The following is a 24554-nucleotide window of genomic DNA, read 5'->3' as shown; positions in this document are numbered from 1 at the left end:
CCATGAGCGGGCCGCGCCCGAAGAACCCCGAGAACGCACCACGGCCCCGCACCGCCCCGGCCGGACCGACCACGTGCGGTCCCCGCCGGGCAGCGGGAGGCCGCCGTCCGGTGAGGTTACGGCTAGCTGACGGGGCGGTCGACAGGAGGTGTGGCGAAGGCCGCACGTACGTACGCCTGCCGGATCCGGAACCGATCGTGCACGCGGGCGCGTCTAGGGGGGCGTGCAGCGTCAAGGCTCCATCGGCGGCAGCGCCGCGATCCGCGTCCGTGTGACAGGGGGTGCTCTCCTGGTCGCACACCTCGCGCTCGTCGCCTGGCTCATGCTGCGACCGCTGGACGTCCCGTGGGTGATGCCCGCCAATCTGCACCCGCTGGCCGGGATCCGGGCCGACCTGGCGCTGGGCTGGCCCGAGGCGGCCCGCCCGATCGGTGAGGGCCTCGCGCTGCTGGCCCCGCTGGGTGTGCTGCTGCCGATGGCACACGGCAGGCTCGCCGTCTCCCCGCTCGCCTCCCTGATCCGTACGGCGACCGCGGGCGCCCTGCTCTCCACGGGCATCGCACTGCTGCAGACGGGCGTGCCCGGCCGGGTCGTCGACGTGGACTCACTGCTGCTGAACACCACCGGTGTGGTCCTGGCCCATCTGGCCCTCGTCCCGGCGGGCCGGTCCTGGCTGCGCCGCAGGGGCGAGCGCGTCCGGCGCACGGCGGCTCCGCAGGAGGAGACCTCTCAGGGTCGGACCCCGACGATTCCCAGGGTCGGTATCGCACCGTAGAGCGACGCTTCGTCCCCTTCGTCTCCGTACCGTGGATGTCAGATGAGGCAGCCGCACCGGCCGCCTCCGCCGACGCTCACGAAGGAGCCGACCATGACCGCCCTTGCCCGCCCCACCAACGGCCGCATGATCGGCGGAGTGTGCGCAGCTCTGGCGCGGCGCTTCGGTACCTCCGCGACGACGATGCGGGTGATCTTCCTGCTGTCCTGTCTGCTGCCCGGTCCGCAGTTCCTGCTCTACATAGCGCTGTGGATCCTGCTGCCCTCGGAGGACAAGGCGCGCACGGCCTGGTAGGGCCTGGCAGGCCCACTGCCGTGATACGCCGCGGGGCGCGCCCGGTAGGTGACGGACGCGCCCCGACGGCAGGCGTGGCGGCTCGGTCAGCCGAGCGGGAGGCCCTTCAGCAGCGGCAGACCACCGAGCAGCTTGCCGACCGGCGAGGTCGGACCCTGCCTCATCGCCTGCTCGGCGGCCGGCTGGGCGGCGGCAGCGCCCGCCACGGCCGCGGGCCGGGTCTGGGCGATCGTCGATCCGGCACCCGGCAGCGCCTTGTCGACGCTCTCGGTCGGGACCGTCTTGGAGACCGTGTCCAGCGCCTGGGCGGTGTTCGGAAGGGACGGGGCCGCGTTGGCCGTGCCCGCGCCGACAGCGGCGATGGCGACACCGATGGCGGCGACACCGAGGGTCTTGGCAGCAGACTGCTTCATGGTGAATGCGTCCTCAAGTGGATGACGTGAATGACGTGGATGACGTGGACTGAGCGGGCCACGACCGTAAACACGCCAGGCCAGCCCCGCAAACATCGAAATGCGGACGGTTTGTGAACCCCCGTCCGCATTCCGTGCGGCCCCTCGATTCCCGTCAGCTCCCGGAATCCACAGAACCGCTGGTAGACGCCGTCTGACGGAACAGCCATTCGGATTTCAGCTCGGCATATCCCGGCTTGACGACGTCATTGATCATGGCCAGTCGTTCATCGAAAGGGATGAACGACGACTTCATCGCATTGACGGAGAACCATTGCATGTCGTCGAGCGTGTAACCGAACGCGTCGACGAGGTGCTCGAATTCCCGGCTCATGCTGGTGTGGGACATAAGACGATTGTCGGTATTCACCGTGGCCCGGAAATGGAGGCGGCGAAGCAGCCCGATCGGGTGCTCGGCATAGGAGGCGGCGGCCCCTGTCTGGAGGTTGGAGCTCGGGCACAGCTCCAACGGAATGCGCTTGTCCCGGACGTAGGAGGCCAGCCGCCCGAGCTTCACGGATCCGTCCTCGTGGACCTGGATGTCGTCGATGATCCGCACCCCGTGCCCGAGCCGGTCGGCGCCGCACCACTGGAGGGCCTGCCAGATGGACGGCAGCCCGAAGGCCTCGCCGGCGTGGATGGTGAAGTGGTTGTTCTCGCGCTTGAGGTACTCGAAGGCGTCCAGGTGCCGGGTGGGCGGGTAGCCGGCCTCGGCGCCCGCGATGTCGAAGCCGACGACACCCAGGTCGCGGTAGCGGTTGGCGAGTTCGGCGATCTCCAGGGCGCGGGCGGCGTGCCGCATGGCGGTGAGCAGGGCGCCGACCCGGATGCGGTGACCGTTCTCGCGGGCGATCACCTCGCCCTGACGGAAGCCCTCGTTGACGGCCTCGACGACCTCCTCCAGGCTGAGTCCGCGCTCCACGTGCTGCTCGGGCGCGTAACGGACCTCGGCGTACACGACGCCGTCCTCGGCCAGGTCCTCGGCGCACTCGCGGGCCACCCGGACCAGCGCGTCGCGGGTCTGCATCACGCCGACGGTGTGCGAGAAGGTCTCCAGGTACCGCTCCAGGGATCCGGAGTCGGCGGCCTCGGCGAACCAGGTGCCGAGCTTGTCGGGATCGGTCTCCGGGAGCTGGTGGTAGCCCGTCTCACGGGCGAGTTCGACGATGGTCCCGGGGCGGAGGCCTCCGTCGAGATGATCGTGCAGCAGAACCTTGGGCGCCCGGCGGATCTGGTCCGGCGTCGGGACGCTCCCGGTCGATGCCGTCTGGCTCGGTGCGGTCTGGCTCGTCATTTTCGCACTCTAACTCCTACGCGCGTAGATCACCGGGTGTACGAAATCGTCGATACGTAACGGTGACCGCACGGACGGGTGGCGTACACCGGCACTTCTGACACTGTTCTGTCATGGCACAGGATGTGACGCCGGCCCGAACGGCCCGGCTGGGCAGGGCAGTAGGCCCGGAACCGACGTCGGTGAGCGGCGCGGTTCTGCTGCTGCCCGGCGGCGAGGAGGTTTCCGCCCGACGGCCGTCCCCCGTCTGGACGACGGCCTTCGTCCGCACCCTCGGACGCAGGCTCGCGCGCGCGGGCCGCGAGGAGGGGCTCGCCACCCATGTCGTCCACTACCGCTATCGCGGCTGGAACGGCAGCGAGGCCCATCTGGCGGGCGACGCGTCCTGGGCGGCGGACGAGATCGTACGGCGCTACGGCGACGTCCCCGTCTGCCTGGTGGGCGTCGGCATGGGCGGACGGGCGGCGCTTCGGGCGGGCGGGCACGAGGCCGTCAACTCCGTCGTGGCGGTCGCTCCGTGGCTGCCGGAGGACGACGTGGCCGCTTCCCCCGAACCGGTGAAGCAGCTGGTGGGGCGGCGGGTCCTGATCGTGCACGGCACGAACGACGAGCGCAGCGACCCGGAGCTGTCGTTCCGGCTGGCGGTCCGGGCGAAGAAGGCCAACCGGGAGGTGTGCCGGTTCGAAGTGCACACGGACGGGCACGGGTTGCACCAGTACCGCAGTGAAGTGCAGGCACTGGTCTCGGACTTCGCGATGGGGTCGCTGTTCGGCCACTCCTTCGCACGCCCCCTGGAGGACGCGCTGGCCGCGCCGCCGCCGATCGGGCTGCGGATGCCGCTGGCCGCGGGGTTCGGGCAGTCGATCCGCAGGTCCTAGGGGAGCAGGCTGCCCTTCCTGGAGAGCAGGAACTTCTTGAACGCGGCCACCGGGGGTGTGTCCGGATGGCCCTCCAGCCAGGCGACGCCGATCTCCCGTGCCGCTCGTGGTGCCGTGACCGTCAGTTCCACGACTCCCGGGCGCGGAAACACCGGCGGCGGCAGGAGGGCCACGCCCAGCCCCGCCGCCACCAGGCCGCGCAGGGTCTCCGCCTCCTCGCCCTCGAAGGCGACGCGGGGCTTGAAGCCCGCCTCCTTGCAGAGGTCGTCGGTGATGCGGCGCAGGCCGTAGCCGGGCTCCAGGGTGACGAAGGTTTCGTCGGCCGCCTCGGCGAGACGGATGCGCCTGCGGGCGGCCAGGGGGTGGTCCGCGGGGACGACCAGGCGGAGCTTCTGTTCGTCGAGGCGGCGGGCGACCAGGTCGGGGGCGTCGGGCACCGGGGAGGTCAGGCAGAGGTCGAGTTCGCCGGCGCGCAGGCGCTCCAGCATCGCCTCGCCGTAGTTCTGCACGAGGCTGAAGCGGACGCGGGGGTGGTCGGCGCGGAAGGCCTGGAGGAGGCCGGGGACCGTCTCGGCGCCCATGGTGTGCAGAAAGCCGAAGGCGACCTTGCCGGTCGTCGGGTCGGCGTCGGCGCGCACCTCGTCGGCGGCCCGCCCGATCTCGGCGAGGGCCCTTTCCACGGAGGTGAGGAAGGTACGGCCGGCGGGGGTGAGGGCGACGGTCCGGCCGCGGCGGGCGAAGAGGTCGACGCCCAGGTCCTGCTCCAGACGGGCCATGGCCCGGGAGAGCGTGGACTGCGGGACGTTCATCTCCTGGGCGGCGCGGGTGACGTGCTCGGTTCGGGCGACGCCGGCGAAGTACGCCAGGCGTGGCGCGAGGGTTGTGACGATGTCTTCTGTGTCACTGGACTGTGACAGTCGCTCCTGTGACCTCGGCTGATGCACCATGGGAACGATTATGGCGATTCCATGCATTGGACGGATGAGCGGGCTCGTCCGTAGGTTCGAAGCATGTCTCCCGCCGATACCGGGGCGTCCACCGTCGTGGGCGCCGTAAGGCCCCTTCCCCTCTCCGACTCCCGTATGGCTCCGGGCGGGCCCGGCTACCGCCGGATGAGCTTCGCGCTCTTCCTGGCCGGTGTCGCGACCTTCGCGCTGCTGTACTCCACCCAGGCCCTGCTGCCGCTGATCTCCGGCGAGTTCGGGGTGGCGGCGAGCGAGGCGAGCTGGACGGTGGCGGCGGCGACCGGCGGTCTCGCGCTGTTCGTGCTGCCGATGAGCGCGCTGTCGGAGCGCTTCGGCCGCCGTACGGTGATGACGGCCTCGCTGGTGGTGGCGGTGAGCGTCGGGATGCTGGTGCCGTTCGCGCCGTCGCTGGGCGTGCTGGTGGTGCTGCGGGCGCTCCAGGGGGCGGCGCTGGCCGGGCTGCCCGCCTCGGCCACGGCGTACCTCGCGGAGGAGGTCCGGCCGAAGGCGCTGGTCACGGCGATCGGACTGTTCGTCGCGGGCAACAGCGTCGGCGGTATGAGCGGCCGGGTGATCACCGGCTGGGTGGCCCAGGAGTGGGGCTGGCGGATCGCGGTCGGCGTGGTCGGCGTGATCGCGGTGGCCTGCGCGGTGGCCTTCCGGCTGCTGCTGCCGGCCCCGAAGCACTTCACCCCGGGCTCGCTGCGCCCGCGTGTGCTGGCCCGCACGGTCCGCGACCACCTCGCCGATCCGCTGCTGCGCCGCCTGTACGCGATCGGCGCGCTGTTCATGACCGTCTTCGGCGGCGTGTACACGGTGATCGGCTACCGCCTCACGGGCGAGCCCTTCGGCCTGCCGCAGGGCATCATCGGCTCGATCTTCCTGGTCTACCTGGTCGGTACGGTCTCGGCGTCGACGGCGGGCCGGCTGGTCGGCCGCCTGGGCCGGCGCGGCGCGCTGTACCTGGCCGGCGGCACCACGGCGACGGGCCTGTTCCTGTCCCTCGCGGACTCGCTCCCGCTGGTCCTGCTGGGCCTGGTCCTGATCACCGCGGGTTTCTTCGCGGGCCACGCGGTCGCGTCCTCGGCGGTCAGCAAGACGGCGACGACCGGCCGGGCCCAGGCCTCGGCGCTCTACCAGTCCTCGTACTACATCGGCTCCAGCGTCGGCAGCACGCTCGGTGCGACGGCCTTCCACGCGAGCGGCTGGACCGGCACGGTCGGCGTCGGATTCCTCGCGATCCTCGGCGTCGTGACGATCACCCTGCTCGGCTCCCGCGCGGCCCGGGTCGCGGCCAGGCGGGAGCCGGTGGGCGCACACTGAGTCCGGCCGGCACTTGCCCCGCTCGGAGCCAGCTGCCGACCGGCCGATCTCCTGCAACGTCCGCGCAATCCTCGGCGTCGTGACAATCACTCTCCGCGGCTCCCGCGCGGCCCGCGTCACGGCCAGGCGAGAGCCGGTGGGCGCGCACTGAGTCCGGCCCGCACTTGCCCTGCTCGGCCCGCTGACCGGCCGGTCGCCTGCAGCGTCCGCGCGTCGGCCGGGCCGGGCAGGGGTTTGCCGTATGGAGTCCGGACCGGTCGGCAGCGGGCCGGGACAACCGGTCCGACCCGAGCCTGGCGTGGCTGAGCTGGTCTTTCGCGCGCTCCGGGGGCCATTGTCAGTGGGCTGCGGTAGCTTCCCAAGTGCTGGGCGCGAAGGCGCGCGACAGGGACGGCCAGGGGTGGACGATGGGCAGCAGCGGCACGGCGACGACCGATCTCGACGTCGCACTGGAGAAGTACCGGACCGAACTGACGGGGTACTGCTACCGCATGCTGGGGTCGTCCTTCGAGGCGGAGGACGCGGTGCAGGACACCCTGGTCCGCGCCTGGCGGAGCTATGACAAGTTCGAGGGCCGCTCCAGCCTGCGCTCCTGGCTGTACCGGATCGCCACGAACGTCTGCCTGGACATGCTGTCCGCGGGCAACAAGCGGGCCCGGCCGATGGACCTGACGGAGTCGACGCCGCTCGCCCAGGCGGCCCTCTCCCCCCGCGCCGACCACACCTGGCTGGAGCCGATGCCGGACGCCCGGGTGATGCCGACGGTCGAGGACCCGGCGGAGGCCGCCGTCGCCAAGGAGTCGGTCCGGCTCGCGTTCATGGCCGCGCTTCAGCGGCTGCCGCCCAAGCAGCGGGCCGTGCTGATCCTGCGCGAGGTGCTGGCCTGGAAGGCGAGCGAGGTCGCCGAGCTGCTCGGCACGACGGTCGCCTCGGTCAACAGCGCGCTCCAGCGGGCCCGGGCGACGCTCGCCGAGCGGGACGACAAGGCCGCCGGGGCGGCGGTGTCCGATCCGCTGGACGAGGAGCAGCAGAAGCTTCTGGACCGCTATGTGAAGGCGTTCGAGGGCTACGACATGACCGCGCTGACGGCCCTGCTCCACGAGGACGCCGTCATGACGATGCCGCCGTTCGACCTGTGGCTGACCGGCCACGACGACATCACCGGCTTCATGACGACCCTCGGCGCGGCCTGCGCGGGCTCCCGGCTGCTGCCGGTGCAGGTCAACGGCCTGCCCGGCTTCGCCCAGTACAAGCCGGACCCGGAGGCGGGCGGATTCACCCCCTGGTCCGTCCAGATCCTGGAGATATCAGACGGCCGGCTGACCGGGTTCCACTTCTTCCTCGACACCAAGCGCTGGTTCCCGCTCTTCGACCTGCCCCTCCACCTGGAAGCGGAGCCCGACGAGGTCGAGCAGGACGTGTAGTGCGGGAGTGGGGTCCCGGAGGCGTATGCGGCCCCCGGCCCGGCGTGCGGTGAGCTCGAGACGGGCGAGCAGGTCGACGGCGCCGAGCCCGGGCGGCCCGAGCCCCGCCACATCGCAGACGACGACTCCGGCTCCGGTGCCTCGCACCAGTGCCCGTACGTCGTCACACAGCCCCGGCACCTCGTCCCGGGTGACGGGGCCGGCCAGCACGAGCACGGCGGGTGTTTTCGCGTCCACGTACGGTAGACCGGCGGGACTGCGGTAACTCATCGCGGTGCCCGCCTTCCCGGCCCCTGCCCGGCGAAGATCACATTGACCCGCTCCGCCGCTCCCCCGGAGGGTGGGCCTGTGCAGGGGGTGCTGAGCGGGTTCGCGGTGATCGCGGTCGTCATCGGGGTGGGCTATGTGCTCGGGCGGCGCGGCTCGCTCGGCGATCAGGGCCGTGAGGTGCTGACCGGGCTGGCGTTCACCGTGGCGGGACCGGCGCTCCTGTTCACCACCCTGGCCAAGGCCGATCTCGCGGTGCTGTTCTCCAGCCGCCTGCTCGTGACGGCCCTGAGCACGGCCGCGGCCTCGGGCGTCTTCGTCGCGGTCGGCGTGCTGCGCCGCTGGAGCGTGGGCCGCACCACGATCGGGGCCCTGTGCTCGGGCTACGTCAACTCGGGCAACCTCGGCATCCCTATCGCCGCGTACGTCCTGGGCGACGCGTCCCTGGTGGCGCCGGTGTTGCTGTTCCAGGTCGTCCTGGTCACCCCGGTCGCCCTCACGGTGCTGGACCTCTCCGGCATGGGCGAGAAGGGCACGGTGTGGCGGCGCCTGCTGACCCCGCTGCGCAACCCCATAGCGGTGGGCTCCCTCACCGGAGTCCTGGTGTCGGCGGCGGGCTGGAAGGTCCCCGGCCCGGTCATGGATCCCCTCACCCTGATCGGCAATATGTCCGTCCCTGCGGCCCTGCTGGCCTTCGGCATGTCCCTGCACGGCAGCGCGGCCCCTGGCCGGGGACGGGACCGCAACCCGGTCCTGCTGTCGGTGGCACTCAAGTCGGTGGGCCAGCCGGCGGTCGCCTGGGCGCTGGCGAGGTGCGTCTTCGGCCTGCACGGCGCGCCGTTGCTGGACGTAGTGGTGACGTCGGCCCTGCCGGCCGCACAGAACCTGTTCACGTACGCGAGCCGCTACCGGGTGGCCGAGGGCCTGGCCCGCGAGTCGATCCTGTTGTCGACGGTGGTGTCGGTGCCCGTGTTGGTGGGGGTGGCGGCGGCTCTGGGCTGAGGGGTCAGTCGACCGGGAACTCGCTGGTGTCGATCACGAGGTCGAAGGGGGCGGGAATCTTGAGCGCTTCACCGAACTTGGCCGTGCTCAGCGGGCGGTAGACGTCGCCCTTCGGTTCTCCGTAGAGCGTCGCGGTGGGGCCGTCGGGAGCCCAACGGTCGACGAGGAGATACAGCGGAATGCCTGCGGTGGCATAGGCAGCGGGCTTGCTGACGCGGTCCTGGCGGGCGTTGGACTTGGAGGTGACCTCGACGACGAGTTCGGCCAGGGCTGCCGGAATATGGGAGTCCGACTCCGGGTGTTCCTGCACCGGGGTGACCACCAGGTCCGGGGTGAGCATGCCCAGCCGCGACGGCACGGAGATCGCCAGTGTCTGGAAAACGCCCCAGTCCTTCGGGATCACTGAGTAGAGGCGACGCTGGATGCGAGCCGCGATCACGTTGTGTCGGAACGCGGGAACAGGTGACACGGTGATGATCCCCTCGATGATCTCCACCTTGCTGCCCTCAGGCCACTCCATCTCCTCCCAGAACCGGACGAGGTCGTCCCAACTCTGCTCGGGGTCCTGGCTCACGGTGAGTGCGCTCATGGCGGTTCTCCCATCGGTGCGTCACCGATCCCAGCATGCCGAGCGGGACCGGCGGAGGTCCGCCGATCCCGTTCACCCGAAAGGGGCGTGCCACCAGCGGCCTCCGGCCGCGGGCCCTGGTCAGGCGATACGTTCCAGCACCACCGGCGACGCGGAGAACCCCGTGCCCTCCGGCGCGATGTCGAAGGAGCCCTCCACCGACGTGAGCGCGTACTCGAAGCGCTCGGGGGTGTCGGTGTGGAGGGTGAGGAGGGGCTCGCCCTCGCGGACCGGCTCGCCGGGCTTGGCGTGGATCTCGACGCCGGCGCCCGCCTGCACCGGGTCCTCCTTGCGGGCGCGGCCCGCGCCGAGGCGCCAGGCGGCGACGCCGATGCCGTAGGCGTCGAGGCGGGTGAGGACACCGGAGGCCGGGGCCTTCACCACGTGCTGCTCCCTCGCCGTGGGCAGCGCGGCGTCCGGGTCGCCGCCCTGGGCAGCGATCATGCGGCGCCAGACGTCCATCGCCGAGCCGTCGGCCAGGGCCTTCGCCGGGTCGGCGTCCTTCACGCCGGCCGCGTCGAGCATCTCGCGGGCCAGGGCGAGGGTGAGCTCGACGACGTCCGCGGGACCGCCGCCCGCGAGGACCTCGACCGACTCGCGGACCTCGAGGGCGTTGCCCGCCGTGAGGCCCAGCGGGGTGGACATGTCCGTGAGCAGCGCGACCGTCTTCACGCCGTGGTCCGTGCCGAGGCCGACCATCGTGGAGGCCAGCTCGCGGGCGTCCTCGATGGTCTTCATGAAGGCGCCGGAGCCGACCTTCACGTCCAGGACCAGCGAGCCCGTGCCCTCCGCGATCTTCTTCGACATGATCGACGAGGCGATCAGCGGGATCGCCTCCACCGTGCCGGTGACGTCACGGAGCGCGTACAGCTTCTTGTCGGCCGGGGCCAGTCCGTCGCCCGCCGCGCAGATCACCGCGCCGGTGGTGTCCAGGACGTGCAGCATCTCCTCGTTGGAGAGCAGGGCGCGCCAGCCGGGGATCGACTCCAGCTTGTCAAGGGTGCCGCCGGTGTGGCCGAGGCCGCGGCCGGAGAGCTGCGGGACCGCCGCGCCGCAGGCGGCGACCAGCGGGGCCAGGGGCAGGGTGATCTTGTCGCCGACGCCGCCCGTGGAGTGCTTGTCGGCGGTCGGGCGGGACAGCGAGGAGAAGTCCATGCGCTCGCCGGAGGCGATCATCGCGGCGGTCCAGCGGGCGATCTCGCGGCGGTTCATGCCGTTGAGCAGGATGGCCATCGCGAGCGCGGACATCTGCTCGTCGGCGACCTCGCCGCGTGTGTACGCGTCGATGACCCAGTCGATCTGTTCGTCGCTGAGTTCACCGCGGTCCCGCTTGGTGCGGATGACGGAGATGGCGTCCATGGCCATGGGTTTCCCTTCCGGGGTTGCGAAGGTGCACGGCCCCCCTGAAGCGTGTCAGAGGGGCCGTACGGGAGTTACTTGGTGAGGTGCTCCGGCCCGAAGGCCTGAGGCAGCATCTCGGAGAGCGGCAGGACGCCCGCGGGGGTGTCCAGGAGCAGGTCCGGCCCGCCGAACTCGTACAGCAGCTGGCGGCAGCGGCCGCACGGCACCAGCAGCCCGCCGGTGCCGTCCACGCAGGTGAAGTGCGTGAGCCGGCCGCCCCCGGTGCGCTGGAGCTGCGAGATGAGCCCGCACTCGGCGCACAGGCCCAGCCCGTAGGAGGCGTTCTCCACGTTGCAGCCGGTGACCGTGCGCCCGTCGTCGACCAGGGCCGCGACACCGACCGGGTAGCCGGAGTAGGGGGCGTAGGCGTGGGACATGGCCTCCCGCGCCTCGGCCCGCAGCGCCTCCCAGTCGAAGCCGGCGGCAGCGGCCGGGGCCGGGGTCACTTGCCCTGTCCCTTCCGGTACGGCAGGCCGTCCGCCTTCGGCATGCGCAGCTTCTGCGCGGACAGCGACAGCACGAGCAGCGTGACGATGTACGGGGTGGCCGTCACCAGCTGGCGCGGGACGTCGTCCGTGGAGGCGTACCAGAGGAACATCAGGGCCGCGATCACCACGGTGACGACCGCGGGGACGTGCTTCTTCCTCCAGGCGAGGTACGCCGCCCCGATCACCAGCAGGATCGCCAGCAGCAGGATCAGCGCGTGGACGTTCACCGTGCCACCGCGCAGGTTGAGGCTGTCGGTGTAACCGAACAGACCCGCACCGAGCGCCAGGCCGCCCGGCATCCAGTTGCCGAAGATCATCGCGGCGAGACCGATGTAGCCGCGGCCGGCGGTCTGGCCGTCCAGGTACACGTTCGAGGCGACGATCGACAGGAACGCGCCGCCGAGTCCGGCGAAGCCGCCGCTGATGATGACGGCGATGTACTTGTACTTGTAGACGTTGACGCCCAGGGACTCCGCCGCCACCGGGTTCTCGCCGCAGGAGCGCAGGCGCAGACCGAACGCCGTGCGCCACAGCACCCACCAGGTCAGCGGGACCAGCGCCACGGCGATGACGGTGAGCGGCGACAGGTCGGTGACCAGACCGCCGATCAGGCCGGCGATGTCCGAGACCAGAAACCAGTGCTTGCCGTTGAGGGTGTTCAGCCAGTCCGACAGGCCCGGGATGCTGAAGTCGCCGAGGGAGTCGATCGGCGGGGACTGCTTGGAGGAGCCCTGCGGGGCGTTCTCGAAGGTGAACTTCGACAGGTAGCGGGTGGCGCCGAGGGCCAGGATGTTCAGGGCCACACCGGAGACGATGTGGTTGACGTTGAACGTGACGGTGGCGATGGCGTGCAGGACGGCGCCGAGGGCACCGCCGATGATGCCGAAGACCACGCCCACCCAGGGGCCCCACTGGTAGCCGGCCCAGGCGCCGAACCAGGTGCCGAGGATCATCATGCCCTCGAGGCCGATGTTGACGACACCGGACCGCTCGGCCCACAGGCCGCCGAGGCCCGCGAGTCCGATCGGCACGGCCAGGCGCAGCGCGGTGGACATCTGGCCGGTCGAGGTGATGCCGTCCGCGCCGGTGATGAGGCGGACGATCGAGGTCAGTACCAGCACACCCGCGATGACGAGCAGGAGTACCGGGAGGGACATACGGCGGCTGCGCTTGCCGGGCTGCTGCGCCTGTGCCTTCGCTACGGTCGCGGTGCTCATCAGGCCGCCACCTCCTTCTTGGTGTTCTGGGCAGCGGCCAGTTCGGCGCCGACCCGGCTCTGCTGGCGGCGCAGACCCCACTGGCGGACGAACTCGTAGGAGATGACGACCGCGAAGACGATCAGGCCCTGCATGATCGTGGCGATCTCCTTCGGGTAGGCCTCCGGGGTCGCGTAGTCGAGGGCGGGCGAGGCCTTGTCGAGGAAGGCCCACAGCAGGGCGGCGAACGCGATGCCGCCGGGGTTGTTGCGGCCGAGCAGGGCGATGCCGATGGCCGTGAAGCCGAGGCCCGCCGGGAAGTCCAGGCTGTAGGTGTGGGAGGCGCCGAGCAGCAGCGGCAGGCCGGACAGGCCCGCGATGGCGCCGGAGATCAGCATGGAGATCAGCACCATGCGCTTGGCGTCGACGCCGGAGGCCGCGGCGGCCGTCTCGGAGGCGCCGGTGGCGCGCAGGTCGAAGCCGAAGCGGGTGCGGTTGAGGACAAGCCAGTAGCCGACACCGAGGAGGACGGCGAGGAAGACCAGGCCGTAGATCTCGCCGACGTCCGAGCCCAGGTTGATGCCCGGGAACCAGCCGGACTTCTTCATGACGCCGGTCGTGGCGTTGTTGCCGACCTGCACGCCCCACACGTCGGCGAGCATGATGTAGCCGATGACGCTGGTGGCGATGGCGTTCAGCATGATCGTCGCGACGACCTCGCTGACGCCCCGGGTGACCTTCAGGACGCCCGCGATGCCGGCCCAGAAGGCGCCGGTGCACATGGCGACCAGGAGCAGCAGCGGGATCTGCAGGAAGCTCGGCAGGGCGACGTGGGCGCCGACCACGGCGGTCATCACCGCGGCGAGGCGGTACTGACCGTCGACGCCGATGTTGAACAGGTTCATGCGGAAGCCGAGGGCGACCGCGATGGCGGCGATGTAGTACAGCGAGGCCTGGTTGATGATCAGGACCTGGATGTCCGAGTACGGCAGCTGCTGCAGCATCAGCGCGTACGGCTCGAACGGGTTCTTGCCCGAGGCGAGCAGGACGACCGAGGTCAGCGCGATCGCCAGGAGGAGCGCGATGACCGGGCCGGCCACCGCGAGGAGCACCCGCTCCTTGTCGAACTTCTTCATCGGGCCTCGTCCTCCGGACCGGCGTCTGTCTCGTCTTCTGTGGCGTTCTCTACGTGCTCGAGGTGGCCGGACGCGGCACCCGTCATCGCCGAGCCCAGTTCCTCGGGCGTGACGGTGGCGGGGTCGGCGTCCGCGACCAGCCTGCCGTTGTAGATCACGCGCAGTGTGTCGGACAGGCCGATCAGCTCGTCCAGGTCGGCGGAGATCAGCAGCACGGCCAGGCCTTCGCGGCGGGCCTCCCGGATGCGGTCCCAGATCTGCGCCTGGGCGCCGACGTCCACACCGCGGGTGGGGTGGGCGGCGATCAGGAACCTCGGGTTGTGGCTCATCTCGCGGCCGACGATCAGCTTCTGCTGGTTGCCGCCGGAGAGGGAGGCCGCGGTGACGTCGATGCCAGGGGTACGGACGTCGTACTCCTCGACGATCCGGCGGGTGTCGGCCTGGGCACCCTTGGGGTCCAGCCAGAAGCCCTTGGCGTTGGGCTTCTCGGTGACATGGCCGAGGATGCGGTTCTCCCAGAGGGGGGACTCCAGGAGCAGGCCCTGGCGGTGGCGGTCCTCGGGGATGTAGCCGACGCCCTGCTCGCGGCGCTTGCGGGTGGGCCAGGGGGTGATGTCCTCGTCCAGGAAGACGATCCGGCCGGAGTCGGCGTGCTTGGTGCCGATGATCGCGTCGATCAGCTCGGTCTGGCCGTTGCCCTCGACACCGGCGATGCCCATGACCTCGCCGGCGCGGATGCTGAAGGTGACGTCGTCGAGGACGCGCTTGGCCTCGCCGGTGGGGGCGAACTCGGTGAGCGAGCCGCCCGGCGAGCCGCCGCTCGCGGCGGCGTTCGCGGTCTCGGCAAGGGCTCCGAGCTCACCGAGGGAGGCTCCGCCGCTGGCGTAGACGGTGAGGTTCCGCACCTCCAGGACGACCTTGTCGGTGACGGTCGACTCGGTGGTCTCCGGGGTGGGCAGTTCGCTGCCGACCATCATCTCGGCGAGCTGGCGCGAGGTGGTCTCGGAGGGGATCGCCGTGCCCACGGTCGTACCGCGCCGGATGACGGTGATGTCGTCGGCGACGGAGAGCACCTCGCCGAGCTTGTGCGAGATGAAGATGACGGAGAGGCCCTCCGACTTCAGCTCGCGCAGGTTGGCGAAGAGCGCTTCGACCTCCTGCGGGACGAGCACGGCGGTCGGCTCGTCGAGGATCAGGGTCTTGGCGCCGCGGAAGAGGACCTTGAGGATCTCCACGCGCTGGCGGTCGGCGACGCCGAGGTCCTCCACGAGGAGGTCGGGGCGGACACCGAGGCCGTAGCGGTCGGAGATCTCCTTGATCTTCTTGCGGGCGCCGCCGCCGATGCCGTACAGCTTCTCGCTGCCGAGCACCACGTTCTCCAGCACGGTCAGGTTGTCGGCCAGCATGAAGTGCTGGTGGACCATGCCGATGCCGCGGGCGATGGCTTCGGCGGGGCTGGAGAAGCTCACCTGCTCGCCGTCGATCGCGATGGTGCCCTCGTCCGGCTTCTGCATGCCGTAGAGGATCTTCATCAGGGTCGACTTGCCGGCACCGTTCTCGCCGACCAGGGCGTGCACGGTGCCCTTGCGGACCGTGAGGTGGATGTCGTGGTTGGCGACGACACCGGGGAATCGCTTGGTGATGCCCGCGAGCTCTACCGCGACTGTCGACTGAGCGGTGAGCGGAGGGCTGCTGGACGCGTCGATGGCGCACTCTCCTTGGGAAAGGGGCCGCTCTACGCGCGTAGCGCCCCTGCTTTAAATAGTGCCCGGACCTGACCGGTCTTGTCCAAGGTGCTCAAGTACCCGATCTGTTCCGAGCATTCTGCCGCGCGAACGGGGTGCAGGCGGTCCCGGCGTCGCTCTCGCGCGGCAGACGCGAGACGACGCCGGGGACGATCTTCCCCGCACCCCGTTCCGTGGCCGTAACGCTGCCATTGCAGCGGGCTCTCGGCCAAGCCCTCCGACCGGGACGGTCAGGAGGTCTTCACCTTGATGCTGCCGTCCTTGATGCCCTCTTCGGCCTTCTTGACCGCGGCCTGGATGCCGGCGTTGCTCTTGAAGGCCGGGTTGGAGTCGGACAGGCTGACGCCGCCGTTGGAGAGGGAGCCGCGGATGTCACCGGAGAGCGGCTTCTTGTCCTTGATGACCGACTTCGACAGGTTGTAGACCGCGCCCTCGACGTTCTTCATGGCCGAGGTCAGGATGTAGTCCTTGTACTTGGCCAGCGCGGCCTGCTTGTACTGGTCGGAGTCCACGCCGATCGCCCACACCTTGTGCGTGGCCGCGGACTCGATGACACCCTGACCCGACAGACCGGCGGCGGCGTAGATCACGTCGGCACCCGCGTCGATCTGCCCGTTCGCGGCGACCTTGCCCTTGTCGGGGCTGGAGAAACCGCCCTCCTGAGGCGTCTGCGTCAGGTACTGCGACTCGATCTTGATCTTCGGGTTCACCGACTTGGCACCCTGGACGAAGCCCGCCTGGAACTTGTGGATCAGCGGGATGTCCACACCACCGATGAAGCCGATGTGGTTCTTCTTGGTGGCCTTGGCTGCGGCGACACCGGCCAGGTACGAGGACTGCTCCTCGTGGAAGACCATGTCGGCGACGTTCTTCGCCTGCGTCTTGTCGTCGTCGATGACGCCGAAGGTGAGCTTCGGGTACTTGGCGGCGACCGTCTTGACGGCCGGCGCGTACACGAAACCGACACCGATGATCGGGTTGTAGCCGGCCTTGGCCAGCTGCTCCAGCCGCTGCACCTTGTCGGCGTCCGTCTCGTTGTCGCTCGGCTCGATGTCCCGGCCGCCGACCTTGAAGTCCTGCTCCGCCTTCTGGAAACCGGCGAACGCGGCGTCGTTGAAGGACTGGTCGCCCTTGCCGCCGATGTCGTAGGCCAGACCGATGCCCTTGCTCTTGCCGCCCCCGGAGGAGGAAGTCGAGCTGGTCGAGCTGCTGCCACAAGCGGACATGGTGACGGCGAGGGCCGCGGTTGCGGCGCCTGCGATCGCGATACGGGACACCCGGCGCATGGAACGTGACTCCTTTGTGCAAGCGCCCAAACCAGGCGCTGGTTCCGCCGCAGCGTAACGCGCGTAGACCTGACGGAAAACCCCCAATGTCCGGTCCGTTATCTAGCTGTGGCCACAGTCACGGCTCCAGGTTACGTACAGCAGTGCGCCCCTTGCAGGAGGCGAGCGGTGGACGCCAGGAGGGGGATGACGACGCCCGGCGACCACCGCTCGCACCTCATCGCGCCGACCCTGCCCGATAGCAATACCGACCGTCCGGCCGGATCCCTCTTGAGGGTGATCTTCATCCGTCGATCACATGCCAAGATCCTTCCTGCTTGATGACGAAACGTTCCCGCAGGCCCGACCAGCCTGACGGGTCCTCGATCCAGGGGAGGATCATGAAGTTCTCCAAGCTCGCCGCCGCTGCGGCCGGCGCCGGCATCGCCCTGTCGGCCACAGTCGCCGGCCTTGCCTCGCCCGCCATGGCCTCGTCGACCTGCTCGACATGGAAATCCCACGACGGCACTACCGGCTACGGCAAGTGCACGGGCGGTAACACCCGCTTCAGCGTCCACCGGGTCAAGGTCGTATGCGTCGACCCGCACGGCAGCAAGTGGAACGTGTACGGCAAGTGGGTCAGCACCCGCAAGGGCGAAACGTCGAAGGCCGTATGCGCGACCGACCACGGCTATTCCGGCACCGGGGTGCTCTCGATGAAGATCGAGACGGACGAGCCTGTCTGACCGGAGCAGCGGCTGCCGGCCCGGCAACAGGCCTGCAGCACCCGGCCACACAAGGGGGACGCCCCCGCCCCGGCGAGGCCGGTGGCGGGGGCGTTCCTCTGCACGACCGCGAACGGCCACGTCACTTGGTGTTGACGGTGACCTTGCCGCTGGTGATGTCATTCTTGGCCTTGTCCACCGCCGAGACGACGTCGGTCAGCGCCTTGTACTTCGGGTTGGAGTCCGCGAAGCCGACGCCACCGGACTTGAGGTCGCCGCGCACCTCGCCGCTCAGCGGCTTGCCGTTGACGACGGACTTGGCCAGGTCGTAGACCGCGCCGCCGACGTTCTTCAGGGCGGAGCCCAGGATGTAGTCCTTGTACTTGGCCAGCGCGGCCTGCTTGTACTGGTCGGAGTCCACGCCGATCGCCCACACCTTGTGCGTGGCCGCGGACTCGATGACACCCTGACCCGACAGACCGGCGGCGGCGTAGATCACGTCGGCACCCGCGTCGATCTGCCCGTTCGCGGCGACCTTGCCCTTGTCGGGGCTGGAGAAACCGCCCTCCTGAGGCGTCTGCGTCAGGTACTGCGACTCGATCTTGATCTTCGGGTTCACCGACTTGGCACCCTGGACGAAGCCCGCCTGGAACTTGTGGATCAGCGGGATGTCCACACCACCGATGAAACCGACGTGGTTCTTCTTCGTGGCCTTGGCGGCCGCGACGCCCGCCAGGTAAGACGACTGCTCCTCGTGGAAGACCATGTCGGCGACGTTCTTCGCCTTCACGCCGTCGTCGTCGATGATCCCGAAGGTGAGCTTCGGGTACTTGGCGGCGACCGTCTTGACGGCCGGCGCGTACACGAAACCGACACCGATGATCGGGTTGTAGCCGGCCTTGGCCAGCTGCTCCAGCCGCTGCACCTTGTCGGCGGCCGTCTCGTTGTCGCTCGGCTCGATGTCCCGCCCGCCGATCTTGAACTCGCCCTCGGCCTTCTGGAAACCGGAGAACGCGGCGTCGTTGAAGGACTGGTCGCCCTTGCCGCCGATGTCGTAGGCCAGGCCTATGCCCTTGCCGGAGTACTTGCCGTCCTTGGAGCCACTGGTGCCCGACTCCGTGCTGGACTTGCCGCATCCGGCGGCCGCGAGGGCGATGACCGCGACGGTCACCGCAGTTTGGGAGAATCTCGTCCTCCGAGAGATCTGACGCACAGCAGTACCCCTTCAACCCCACGGCACCGTCACCGGCCCGCTCTTCCCCAATGTGCCGTCCGGTGGCGAAGTGCCGCCGGTGGTGGCGAGTCCGGCGCACAGTAACGCGCGTAGAAGTGGAGGGGAACGGGGTTTTCCCGGGCCGTTACCGATTCGTGCCGACGTTCGGTTACAGGCACCCGTCCCGGGTTACGCCCGGGTGTCGCAAGGGGACGAAGGGACGCCAACCAGGCGCCCCTCCCCCGCCCGCGCCCTACTGCACCGCATCCAGCAGCGCGGCGGCGGTGAACAGTTCCACGCCCACCGTGATGGCGCGCTCGTCGGCGTCGAAGTCGCCCTGGTGCAGGTCGCGCACGGTCCGCTCACCCGGCGTGCGGACACCGAGCCGTGCCAGGGCGCCCGGCACGTGCTCGAGGTACCAGGAGAAGTCCTCCCCGCCGAGACTCTGCTCGGTGCCCTCGATGGACTCGGCACCGCGCCGCGCGGCCATCGCGTCCCGCAGCAGCTCGGTCACCTCGGCGTCGTTGACGACCGGCGGCACTCCGCGCACGTAGTTGATCTCGGACTTGGCCCGGTGCAGGGTGGCGACCTCGTCGATCGCGGCGTGCAGCACGTCGGGCGCCAGCCGCCAGGCGTCGATGTCGAGGCACCGTACGGTCCCGGAGAGCTCGGCGTGCTGCGGGATCACGTTCGGCGCGTGCCCCGACTCGATCCGTCCCCAGGTCACCGCGAGGCCGCTGCGGGTGTCGACCCGCCGGGCGACCAGCGCGGGCACGTCGGTGGCGACCCTGGCCGCGGCGGTCACGAGGTCGGTCGTCAGATGGGGCCGGGCGGTGTGGCCGCCGGGCCCGTCGAGCGCGATCTCCAGCCGGTCGCAGGCGCTGGTGATCGGCCCGGGCCGCAGCCCGATCCGCCCCACGTCGACCCGGGGGTCGCAGTGCACGGCGACGATCCGGCCCACTCCCTCCAGCGCCCCGGACGCGATGACGTCGGCGGCGCCGCCGGGCAGAACCTCCTCGGCGGGCTGGAAGATCAGCCGTACGGGCCGGGGCAGCAGGCCCTTCTCGTGCAGCTGGGCGAGCACGAGCCCGGTGCCCAGCACGACCGTGGTGTGCACGTCGTGGCCGCAGGCGTGCGCCCGGTCCGGCACGGTGGACCGGTACGAGCACTCGGTCTTGGTGTCCGGGATGGGCAGCCCGTCGATGTCGGCCCGCATCGCCAGGATCGGCGTACCGCCCAGGTCCTCGCCGGGCCGCACCCCGATGTCGCAGACGAGCCCGGTCCCGGTGGCGAGGACACGCGGCCTGAGCCCCGCCTTCTCGAGCCGCGCCTTGATCGCGGCGGTGGTACGGAACTCCTGGTTGCCCAGCTCGGGGTGCATGTGCAGGTCGCGCCGGAACGCCACGAGTTCGGCGTGCAGCGACTCGCTCAGCAGACCGGGGAGCACGGCATCGCCGGGAAGGTCGGCCTCGGACTGTCGGGACATCAATTGGTTCACCCTCTGAAGGGTAGAACGCCGGACCGGTCGACTGACCCACGATCAACAAAACTTCAACCCGTTAGGGGAAGAAAATCCGACCGCCCGACGCATAGCCGTTGTCTCGGATGGGTAAACTCGCGCGGCTTTCGCCGCACTCCGATCACCCGTCCTCCTTTCCTCAACGGATACCACGCAGCGCCAAAGCCACGCTGGAGCCGTCCGCGTACCGGAACTTCCGGGAGGAAACCCGCAGGTGAAGGCGGTGCGACGGACGCGGCGGTAATCTGCGCCCCCGTGAGCCGACCGAACGCGGACTTCCTGCACACCACCCGCTCCTCCTACGACGTGATCGCCAAGGAGTACGCGGACCGCTTCCCCGACAGCCTTGACACCCACCCGGTGGACCGGGCCCTCGTCACGGCCTTCGCCGAGCTGGTGAGAGCGGGCGGTCCGGCCCCGGTCGCCGATCTCGGCAGCGGTCCCGGTCATGTCACCGCCCGGCTGCACGGCCTCGGGGTGCCGGTCTTCGGGGTCGACGTCTCACCCGGGATGGTCGAGCTGGCCCGCGAGGCGCATCCGCACCTGCGGTTCCACGTGGGCTCGATGACGTCCCTGGACCTGCCGGACGGGACGCTGGGCGGGATCATGGCGCTCTACTCGATCATCCATGTCCCGGACGATCACTTGCCGGGGGCGTTCGCGGAGTTCCGCCGCACCCTCGTCCCCGGCGGGCATGTGCTCCTGTGCTTCCAGTCCGACGACGCAGACGGAGACGGGGGCAGAGACGGCAGTGCCCACCTGCACATCGCGGAGCGGTTCGGCCACCGGATCGACCTGGACTACTACCTGCGCACCCCGGACACCGTCTCCGCCGCGCTCGCGGCAGCGGGCCTGCTGCCCGTGGCCACGACCGTCCGCGCACCCGTCGGCGACGAGAAGCGTCCCCGGGCCTTCCTCCTGGCCCGCAAGCCGGACCACGCCGGCCGGGCCGCCGCCTCCCAGGGGCTGTCCTAGACCGCGCTCACCGCCGCCAGCCGATGCACATCACGCGCGGTCCCCGTGACCCCGGACAGGAAGCCCTGGGCGCGGGGTGAGGCGTGTTCCGTGAGCCAGGCGGGGTCGATGTCGCACACGGCGACTCGTACGCCCGTGCCCACGAGGGCCAGGGGCAGGGTGTGGACGACCGTGGAGGGGAAGCTCACGATCGTCCGGCCGACCGGACCGCGCCGGGCGATCAGCTCCAGCGGCAGGTCGGGGCGGACGATCTCCAGCCCGGTCTCCGCGGCGAGCCGGTGGAGTTTCCCGGCGCTCTCCCGGCGGTGGGCGAAGTAGCGGGTGGCCCCGTGGGCCTTGGCGAGGGTGCGGACCGCCTCCAGGTACCGCTCCCCGTCGACGACCCCGGTCTCGACCAGGGAGGTGCCGACCATGTCCGCGCTCGTGGTGATGCGGGGCGGGCCGAAGCGGGCGCGGGTCCAGCCGAAGTCGTTCGCCGTGACCGTCACCCCGTCCGGCCGCTCCTGAACCGGCATGGAGGAGAAGACCTCCACCCGGCGTCCGGCGCTCGGGGTCAGACGGCGCCGGGCCGAGGAGGACACCGGCGCGAACAGCAGGTCACGGGCGCCGGGGCGGCCGCCCTTGCGGTGCCAGCGCACCAGGCGCTCACCGCGGGCGAGCTGGGCGACGAACTCCATCGTCGCCGTGCCGTCGTCGACCACCACCAGGTCCTTGGACCGGGTGATCGTCAGCAGCAGCTGAACATAGCGGGAGAAGGGGTCTCCCATGACGATCCGGTCCGCCCGCCGCAGCTGCCCGGCGAGCCCGCCGATCGTGTGGAAGGGCGCGGCCGGACCGCCCCGGGCCTCCTCCCAGCGGACCCGGTAGCCCTCGTCGCGGGCCAGGTCGGCCATGCGGCGCAGCTGGCCCCGGGTCATGGGGTCGGTCGGGGCCAGGACGACGACGGTGAGCTCCGCGCCGGCCGGCGGCTGGTCTCCGTCCACCGAGCGCCGTACCTGCGTGGGCAGGGGCAGCACCCGGCCCGCGCCGGACGTGTCCGTCCCGCGCAGGCCGTGGACGTGCGCCCACTCCAGCACGTTCAGCAACTGCACCGGACTCTCCACGAACGCGAGAGTGCGGGGGCCGGTTCTCCCGGCGCGGGGGCTCATCGACGTACGACCGTCCCGTCGTAAGGGGCTCGAAAGACCCGTTCTCACACCGCGACCGGCTCGCCCGCCGCCGCCGCGATCTCCGCCTCGGCGACGACGCCGGAGACGCGGCGCAGCTTCTTCATCGGGCCGAGCTCGGAGTCGTAGACCTTCTTGACGCCGTCGCCGAGGGAGGCCTCGATGGTGCGGATGTCGCGGACCAGGCGCGTGAGGCCCTGCGGCTCGACGGAGGCGGCCTGGTCGGAGCCCCACATCGCGCGGTCGAGGGTGATGTGGCGCTCGACGAAGGTGGCGCCGAGGGCGACGGCGGCCAGCGTGGTCTGCAGGCCCGTCTCGTGGCCGGAGTAGCCGATCGGGACGTTCGGGTACTCGGTCTCCAGCGTGTTGATCACGCGGAGGTTCAGCTCCTCGGCCTTGGCCGGGTAGGTGGAGGTGGCGTGGCAGAGCAGGATGTTGTCGCTGCCCAGGACCTCGACGGCGTGCCGGATCTGCCTCGGGGTGGACATGCCCGTGGAGAGGATGACCGTGCGGCCGGTGGCGCGCAGGGCACGCAGCAGCTCGTCGTCGGTCAGGGAGGCCGAGGCGACCTTGTGGGCCGGGACGTCGAACTTCTCCAGGAAGGCGACGGCCTCGGTGTCCCACGGGGAGGCGAACCAGGCGATGTTCTTGCTCTTGCAGTAGTCGTCGATCTGGCGGTACTCGTCCTCGCCGAACTCCACGCGGTGGCGGTAGTCGATGTAGGTCATCCGGCCCCAGGGGGTGTCGCGCTCGATGTCCCACTGGTCGCGCGGGGTGCAGATCTCCGGGGTGCGCTTCTGGAACTTGACGGCGTCGCAGCCGGCCTCGGCGGCCACGTCGATCAGCTTGAACGCGTTCTCCAGCTCACCGTTGTGGTTGATGCCGATCTCGCCGCAGATGTAGACGGGGCGGCCGGGGCCGGCTTCGCGCGAACCGAAGGTACGGGTACGGGAGTTGGTGCTCATGGCGGAGATGTCCTTACTTGGTGAGGGAATCGAGGGAGGGGCCGAGGATCCAGCTGGCGATCTCTCGGATCGCGCCGTCGCCACCGGGGACGGTGGTGACCGCGCGTGCGGCGCCGCGTACGACGTCGTGGGCGCTCGCGACCGCCACGGGCCAGCCGACGAGGGCGAAGCACGGGAGGTCATTGACGTCGTTGCCGACGTAGAGCACGCGCTCCGGCGCTATGCCCTGCTCCTCGCACCACTGCTTGAGGGCGAGGTCCTTGCGGTCGATGCCGTGCAGTACCGGGAGCTTGAGCTTCCGGGCGCGGGCGGCGACCACAGGGTTCTGTTCCGTGGACAGGATCAGCATCTTCAGTCCGCTCCTGCGCAGGGCGGCGATGCCGAGGCCGTCGCCGCGGTGCACGGAGACGAACTCCCGTCCGTCGGAGTCGATCAGCACCCGGTCGTCGGTCTGGGTGCCGTCGAAGTCGAGTACGACCGCGTCGATGTCGTCGGCCGTCGGCAGGGCGCCGGGCCGGTCGGCGTCGAAGAGCGGGGCCAGTGCCCGCGCCCGCGCCAGGTCGTGCGGGTCGTCGATCTCCAGCACGCGCGCGGGGTCGGTACGCACGAGTTCGGTGCGGCCGAAGAAGCGGTGCTGGTACTTGCGGAAGCCGGCCGCGTCCATGGCGTAGGCGGCGCCGGTCTCCAGGAAGTCCTGGGGGCGGTCCTGACGGCGTGGCCGGTAGGACTTGTCGTGATTGACACCGGAGCCACCGAGGGCCTGCGCGGCACCGGCCTGGCTGCCGCCGGCCGCCGTGACCACCGGGCCGGCGTCGGCGGCCTGCGCGGCCCTGGGCTGGCTCCCGCCATCCGCCGTGGCCACCGGGCCCGCGCCGAGTGCCGCCGTCGGGCGCGTGCCCACAGCGTGGTGCGTCGCCGTCCGGTCGTCGGCCGCGGCACCGGCGACAGCCAGGCCGGTGCCGTGCGTCGTGAGGTCGTCGGCGGCTTCCCGCCAGACGAAGCCGTGGAAGGGTGCGACCGTCAGTGCGGTGTCCGCGCCGCCTTCCACCACTGCCGAGGCGACCCCGTCGATGTCCTCCCGGAGGATGAAGGGGCTGGTGCACTGCACCAGGAGCACCACGTCGACGGCCGCGCCGTGCAGGGCCTCGTGGGCTTCCATGGCGTGCAGGACCGCGGCCTCCGAGGTCGCCGTGTCCCCGGCGATGGCGGCGGGCCGCAGCACGACCTCCGCGCCGGCCTGCCGGGCCGCCGCCGCGATGGCCTGGTCGTCGGTGGAGACCACGACGTCCGTGACCAGACGGCCGGCCCGGCACTCGCGGACCGCCCGCGCCACCAGCGGCACACCGCCGACGGGCGCGAGGTTCTTCGCGGGCACTCCCTTGGAGCCGCCGCGCGCGGGGATCACGGCGAGGATGCGGCGCACCCCGACTGACGTTTCGGACATGGGCGTTTCTCCTT

At 70.6% G+C, this 24554-nt stretch carries 24 protein-coding genes; 8 read left to right on the top strand and 16 right to left on the bottom strand.

Going from position 1 to position 24554, the window contains the following annotated elements; translation table 11 throughout:
- The first annotated feature begins 223 nt into the window (after positions 1-223).
- Entirely contained in the window at positions 224-775 is a 552-nt protein-coding gene (locus ACH45E_RS32115) for a VanZ family protein (RefSeq protein ID WP_361447375.1), read from the top strand.
- Positions 776-868: 93 nt separating this feature from the next.
- Positions 869-1069, top strand: a complete 201-nt coding sequence (locus ACH45E_RS32110) for a PspC domain-containing protein (RefSeq protein WP_132856267.1) — start codon at positions 869-871, stop codon at positions 1067-1069.
- An 86-nt stretch (positions 1070-1155) separates the two neighbouring features.
- On the opposite strand, the gene ACH45E_RS32105 is transcribed toward ACH45E_RS32110, so the two are convergent.
- Both ACH45E_RS32105 and ACH45E_RS32100 read right to left on the bottom strand, forming a co-directional pair.
- Positions 1156-1482 carry an ATP-binding protein gene (locus tag ACH45E_RS32105; protein WP_361447373.1) on the bottom strand — a complete coding sequence of 109 codons (327 nt, stop codon included), beginning with the start codon at positions 1480-1482 and terminating at the stop codon, positions 1156-1158.
- A 154-nt stretch (positions 1483-1636) separates the two neighbouring features.
- Positions 1637-2815, bottom strand: a complete 1179-nt coding sequence (locus ACH45E_RS32100) for an adenosine deaminase (protein WP_361447371.1) — start codon at positions 2813-2815, stop codon at positions 1637-1639.
- Positions 2816-2928: 113 nt separating this feature from the next.
- Here ACH45E_RS32100 and ACH45E_RS32095 point away from each other — a divergent pair, with 113 nt between their 5' ends.
- Entirely contained in the window at positions 2929-3693 is a 765-nt protein-coding gene (locus ACH45E_RS32095; protein ID WP_361447369.1) for an alpha/beta hydrolase, read from the top strand.
- Here ACH45E_RS32095 and ACH45E_RS32090 read toward each other — a convergent pair.
- Entirely contained in the window at positions 3690-4640 is a 951-nt protein-coding gene (locus ACH45E_RS32090; protein WP_361447367.1) for a LysR family transcriptional regulator, read from the bottom strand. The genes ACH45E_RS32095 and ACH45E_RS32090 overlap by 4 nt on opposite strands.
- 63 nt (positions 4641-4703) lie before the next feature.
- Here ACH45E_RS32090 and ACH45E_RS32085 point away from each other — a divergent pair, with 63 nt between their 5' ends.
- The gene (locus ACH45E_RS32085; RefSeq protein WP_361447365.1) at positions 4704-5981 is read left to right on the top strand and encodes an MFS transporter; all 1278 of its coding nucleotides are present in this window, start codon (positions 4704-4706) and stop codon (positions 5979-5981) included.
- A gap of 407 nt (positions 5982-6388) precedes the next feature.
- Positions 6389-7405, top strand: coding sequence for a sigma-70 family RNA polymerase sigma factor (locus tag ACH45E_RS32080; RefSeq protein ID WP_361447363.1), 1017 nt, complete (start codon positions 6389-6391; stop codon positions 7403-7405).
- Here ACH45E_RS32080 and ACH45E_RS32075 read toward each other — a convergent pair.
- Positions 7289-7675: an STAS domain-containing protein gene (locus ACH45E_RS32075; RefSeq protein ID WP_361447361.1), complete on the bottom strand. Its 387-nt coding sequence runs from the start codon at positions 7673-7675 to the stop codon at positions 7289-7291. The genes ACH45E_RS32080 and ACH45E_RS32075 overlap by 117 nt on opposite strands.
- Positions 7676-7753: 78 nt before the next feature.
- Here ACH45E_RS32075 and ACH45E_RS32070 point away from each other — a divergent pair, with 78 nt between their 5' ends.
- The gene (locus tag ACH45E_RS32070) at positions 7754-8674 is read left to right on the top strand and encodes an AEC family transporter (protein WP_361447359.1); all 921 of its coding nucleotides are present in this window, start codon (positions 7754-7756) and stop codon (positions 8672-8674) included.
- 4 nt (positions 8675-8678) lie between these two features.
- Here the strand turns inward: ACH45E_RS32070 and ACH45E_RS32065 are convergent, their stop codons facing one another.
- The 7 genes from ACH45E_RS32065 to ACH45E_RS32035 all read right to left on the bottom strand — a co-directional run bounded on the left by ACH45E_RS32065 (position 8679) and on the right by ACH45E_RS32035 (position 16554).
- Positions 8679-9263: a Uma2 family endonuclease gene (locus tag ACH45E_RS32065; RefSeq protein ID WP_361447357.1), complete on the bottom strand. Its 585-nt coding sequence runs from the start codon at positions 9261-9263 to the stop codon at positions 8679-8681.
- A gap of 120 nt (positions 9264-9383) precedes the next feature.
- Entirely contained in the window at positions 9384-10667 is a 1284-nt protein-coding gene (locus ACH45E_RS32060) for a thymidine phosphorylase (RefSeq protein WP_361447355.1), read from the bottom strand.
- Positions 10668-10735: 68 nt separating this feature from the next.
- Positions 10736-11149: a cytidine deaminase gene (locus ACH45E_RS32055; RefSeq protein ID WP_361447353.1), complete on the bottom strand. Its 414-nt coding sequence runs from the start codon at positions 11147-11149 to the stop codon at positions 10736-10738.
- On the bottom strand, positions 11146-12408 hold the full coding sequence (locus ACH45E_RS32050) for an ABC transporter permease (protein ID WP_361447351.1): 1263 nt from the start codon (positions 12406-12408) through the stop codon (positions 11146-11148). Before ACH45E_RS32050 ends, ACH45E_RS32055 begins: the two co-directional genes overlap by 4 nt.
- Positions 12408-13523 carry an ABC transporter permease gene (locus tag ACH45E_RS32045; protein WP_361447349.1) on the bottom strand — a complete coding sequence of 372 codons (1116 nt, stop codon included), beginning with the start codon at positions 13521-13523 and terminating at the stop codon, positions 12408-12410. The genes ACH45E_RS32050 and ACH45E_RS32045 overlap by 1 nt, the downstream gene beginning before the upstream one ends.
- Complete coding sequence (locus ACH45E_RS32040) at positions 13520-15229, bottom strand: ABC transporter ATP-binding protein (protein ID WP_361447782.1); 1710 nt, start codon at positions 15227-15229, stop codon at positions 13520-13522. Before ACH45E_RS32040 ends, ACH45E_RS32045 begins: the two co-directional genes overlap by 4 nt.
- Before the next feature lie 269 nt (positions 15230-15498).
- Positions 15499-16554: a BMP family protein gene (locus tag ACH45E_RS32035; protein WP_399041995.1), complete on the bottom strand. Its 1056-nt coding sequence runs from the start codon at positions 16552-16554 to the stop codon at positions 15499-15501.
- Between the two features lie 380 nt (positions 16555-16934).
- Between ACH45E_RS32035 and ACH45E_RS32030 the strand changes: the two genes are divergently transcribed.
- The gene (locus ACH45E_RS32030; protein ID WP_361458341.1) at positions 16935-17279 is read left to right on the top strand and encodes a hypothetical protein; all 345 of its coding nucleotides are present in this window, start codon (positions 16935-16937) and stop codon (positions 17277-17279) included.
- 121 nt (positions 17280-17400) lie between these two features.
- On the opposite strand, the gene ACH45E_RS32025 is transcribed toward ACH45E_RS32030, so the two are convergent.
- Together ACH45E_RS32025 and ACH45E_RS32020 are read right to left on the bottom strand one after the other, a co-directional pair.
- Complete coding sequence (locus tag ACH45E_RS32025) at positions 17401-18429, bottom strand: BMP family protein (protein ID WP_399041993.1); 1029 nt, start codon at positions 18427-18429, stop codon at positions 17401-17403.
- Between the two features lie 295 nt (positions 18430-18724).
- Positions 18725-19957, bottom strand: coding sequence for an amidohydrolase (locus ACH45E_RS32020; RefSeq protein WP_361448383.1), 1233 nt, complete (start codon positions 19955-19957; stop codon positions 18725-18727).
- Positions 19958-20245: 288 nt separating this feature from the next.
- Here ACH45E_RS32020 and ACH45E_RS32015 point away from each other — a divergent pair, with 288 nt between their 5' ends.
- On the top strand, positions 20246-20965 hold the full coding sequence (locus tag ACH45E_RS32015; RefSeq protein ID WP_361448380.1) for a class I SAM-dependent methyltransferase: 720 nt from the start codon (positions 20246-20248) through the stop codon (positions 20963-20965).
- Here ACH45E_RS32015 and ACH45E_RS32010 read toward each other — a convergent pair.
- From ACH45E_RS32010 to ACH45E_RS32000, 3 genes are read right to left on the bottom strand one after another with little or no spacing between them, the layout of a single operon-like run.
- A complete protein-coding gene (locus ACH45E_RS32010) occupies positions 20962-22113 on the bottom strand; it encodes a hypothetical protein (protein WP_361448377.1) in 1152 nt (383 codons plus the stop codon). The two genes, ACH45E_RS32015 and ACH45E_RS32010, sit on opposite strands and share 4 nt — an antisense overlap.
- Positions 22114-22157: 44 nt before the next feature.
- Positions 22158-23096: an N-acetylneuraminate synthase family protein gene (locus tag ACH45E_RS32005; RefSeq protein WP_361448374.1), complete on the bottom strand. Its 939-nt coding sequence runs from the start codon at positions 23094-23096 to the stop codon at positions 22158-22160.
- Between the two features lie 13 nt (positions 23097-23109).
- The gene (locus tag ACH45E_RS32000; RefSeq protein ID WP_361448371.1) at positions 23110-24540 is read right to left on the bottom strand and encodes an N-acylneuraminate cytidylyltransferase; all 1431 of its coding nucleotides are present in this window, start codon (positions 24538-24540) and stop codon (positions 23110-23112) included.
- Between the last annotated feature and the right edge of the window lie 14 nt (positions 24541-24554).

The organism is Streptomyces sp. NPDC020299, from assembly GCF_044387825.1.
In the GTDB taxonomy this organism is placed as follows: Bacteria; Actinomycetota; Actinomycetes; order Streptomycetales; family Streptomycetaceae; genus Streptomyces.
This window is presented reverse-complemented; position numbering and strand designations above follow the sequence as displayed.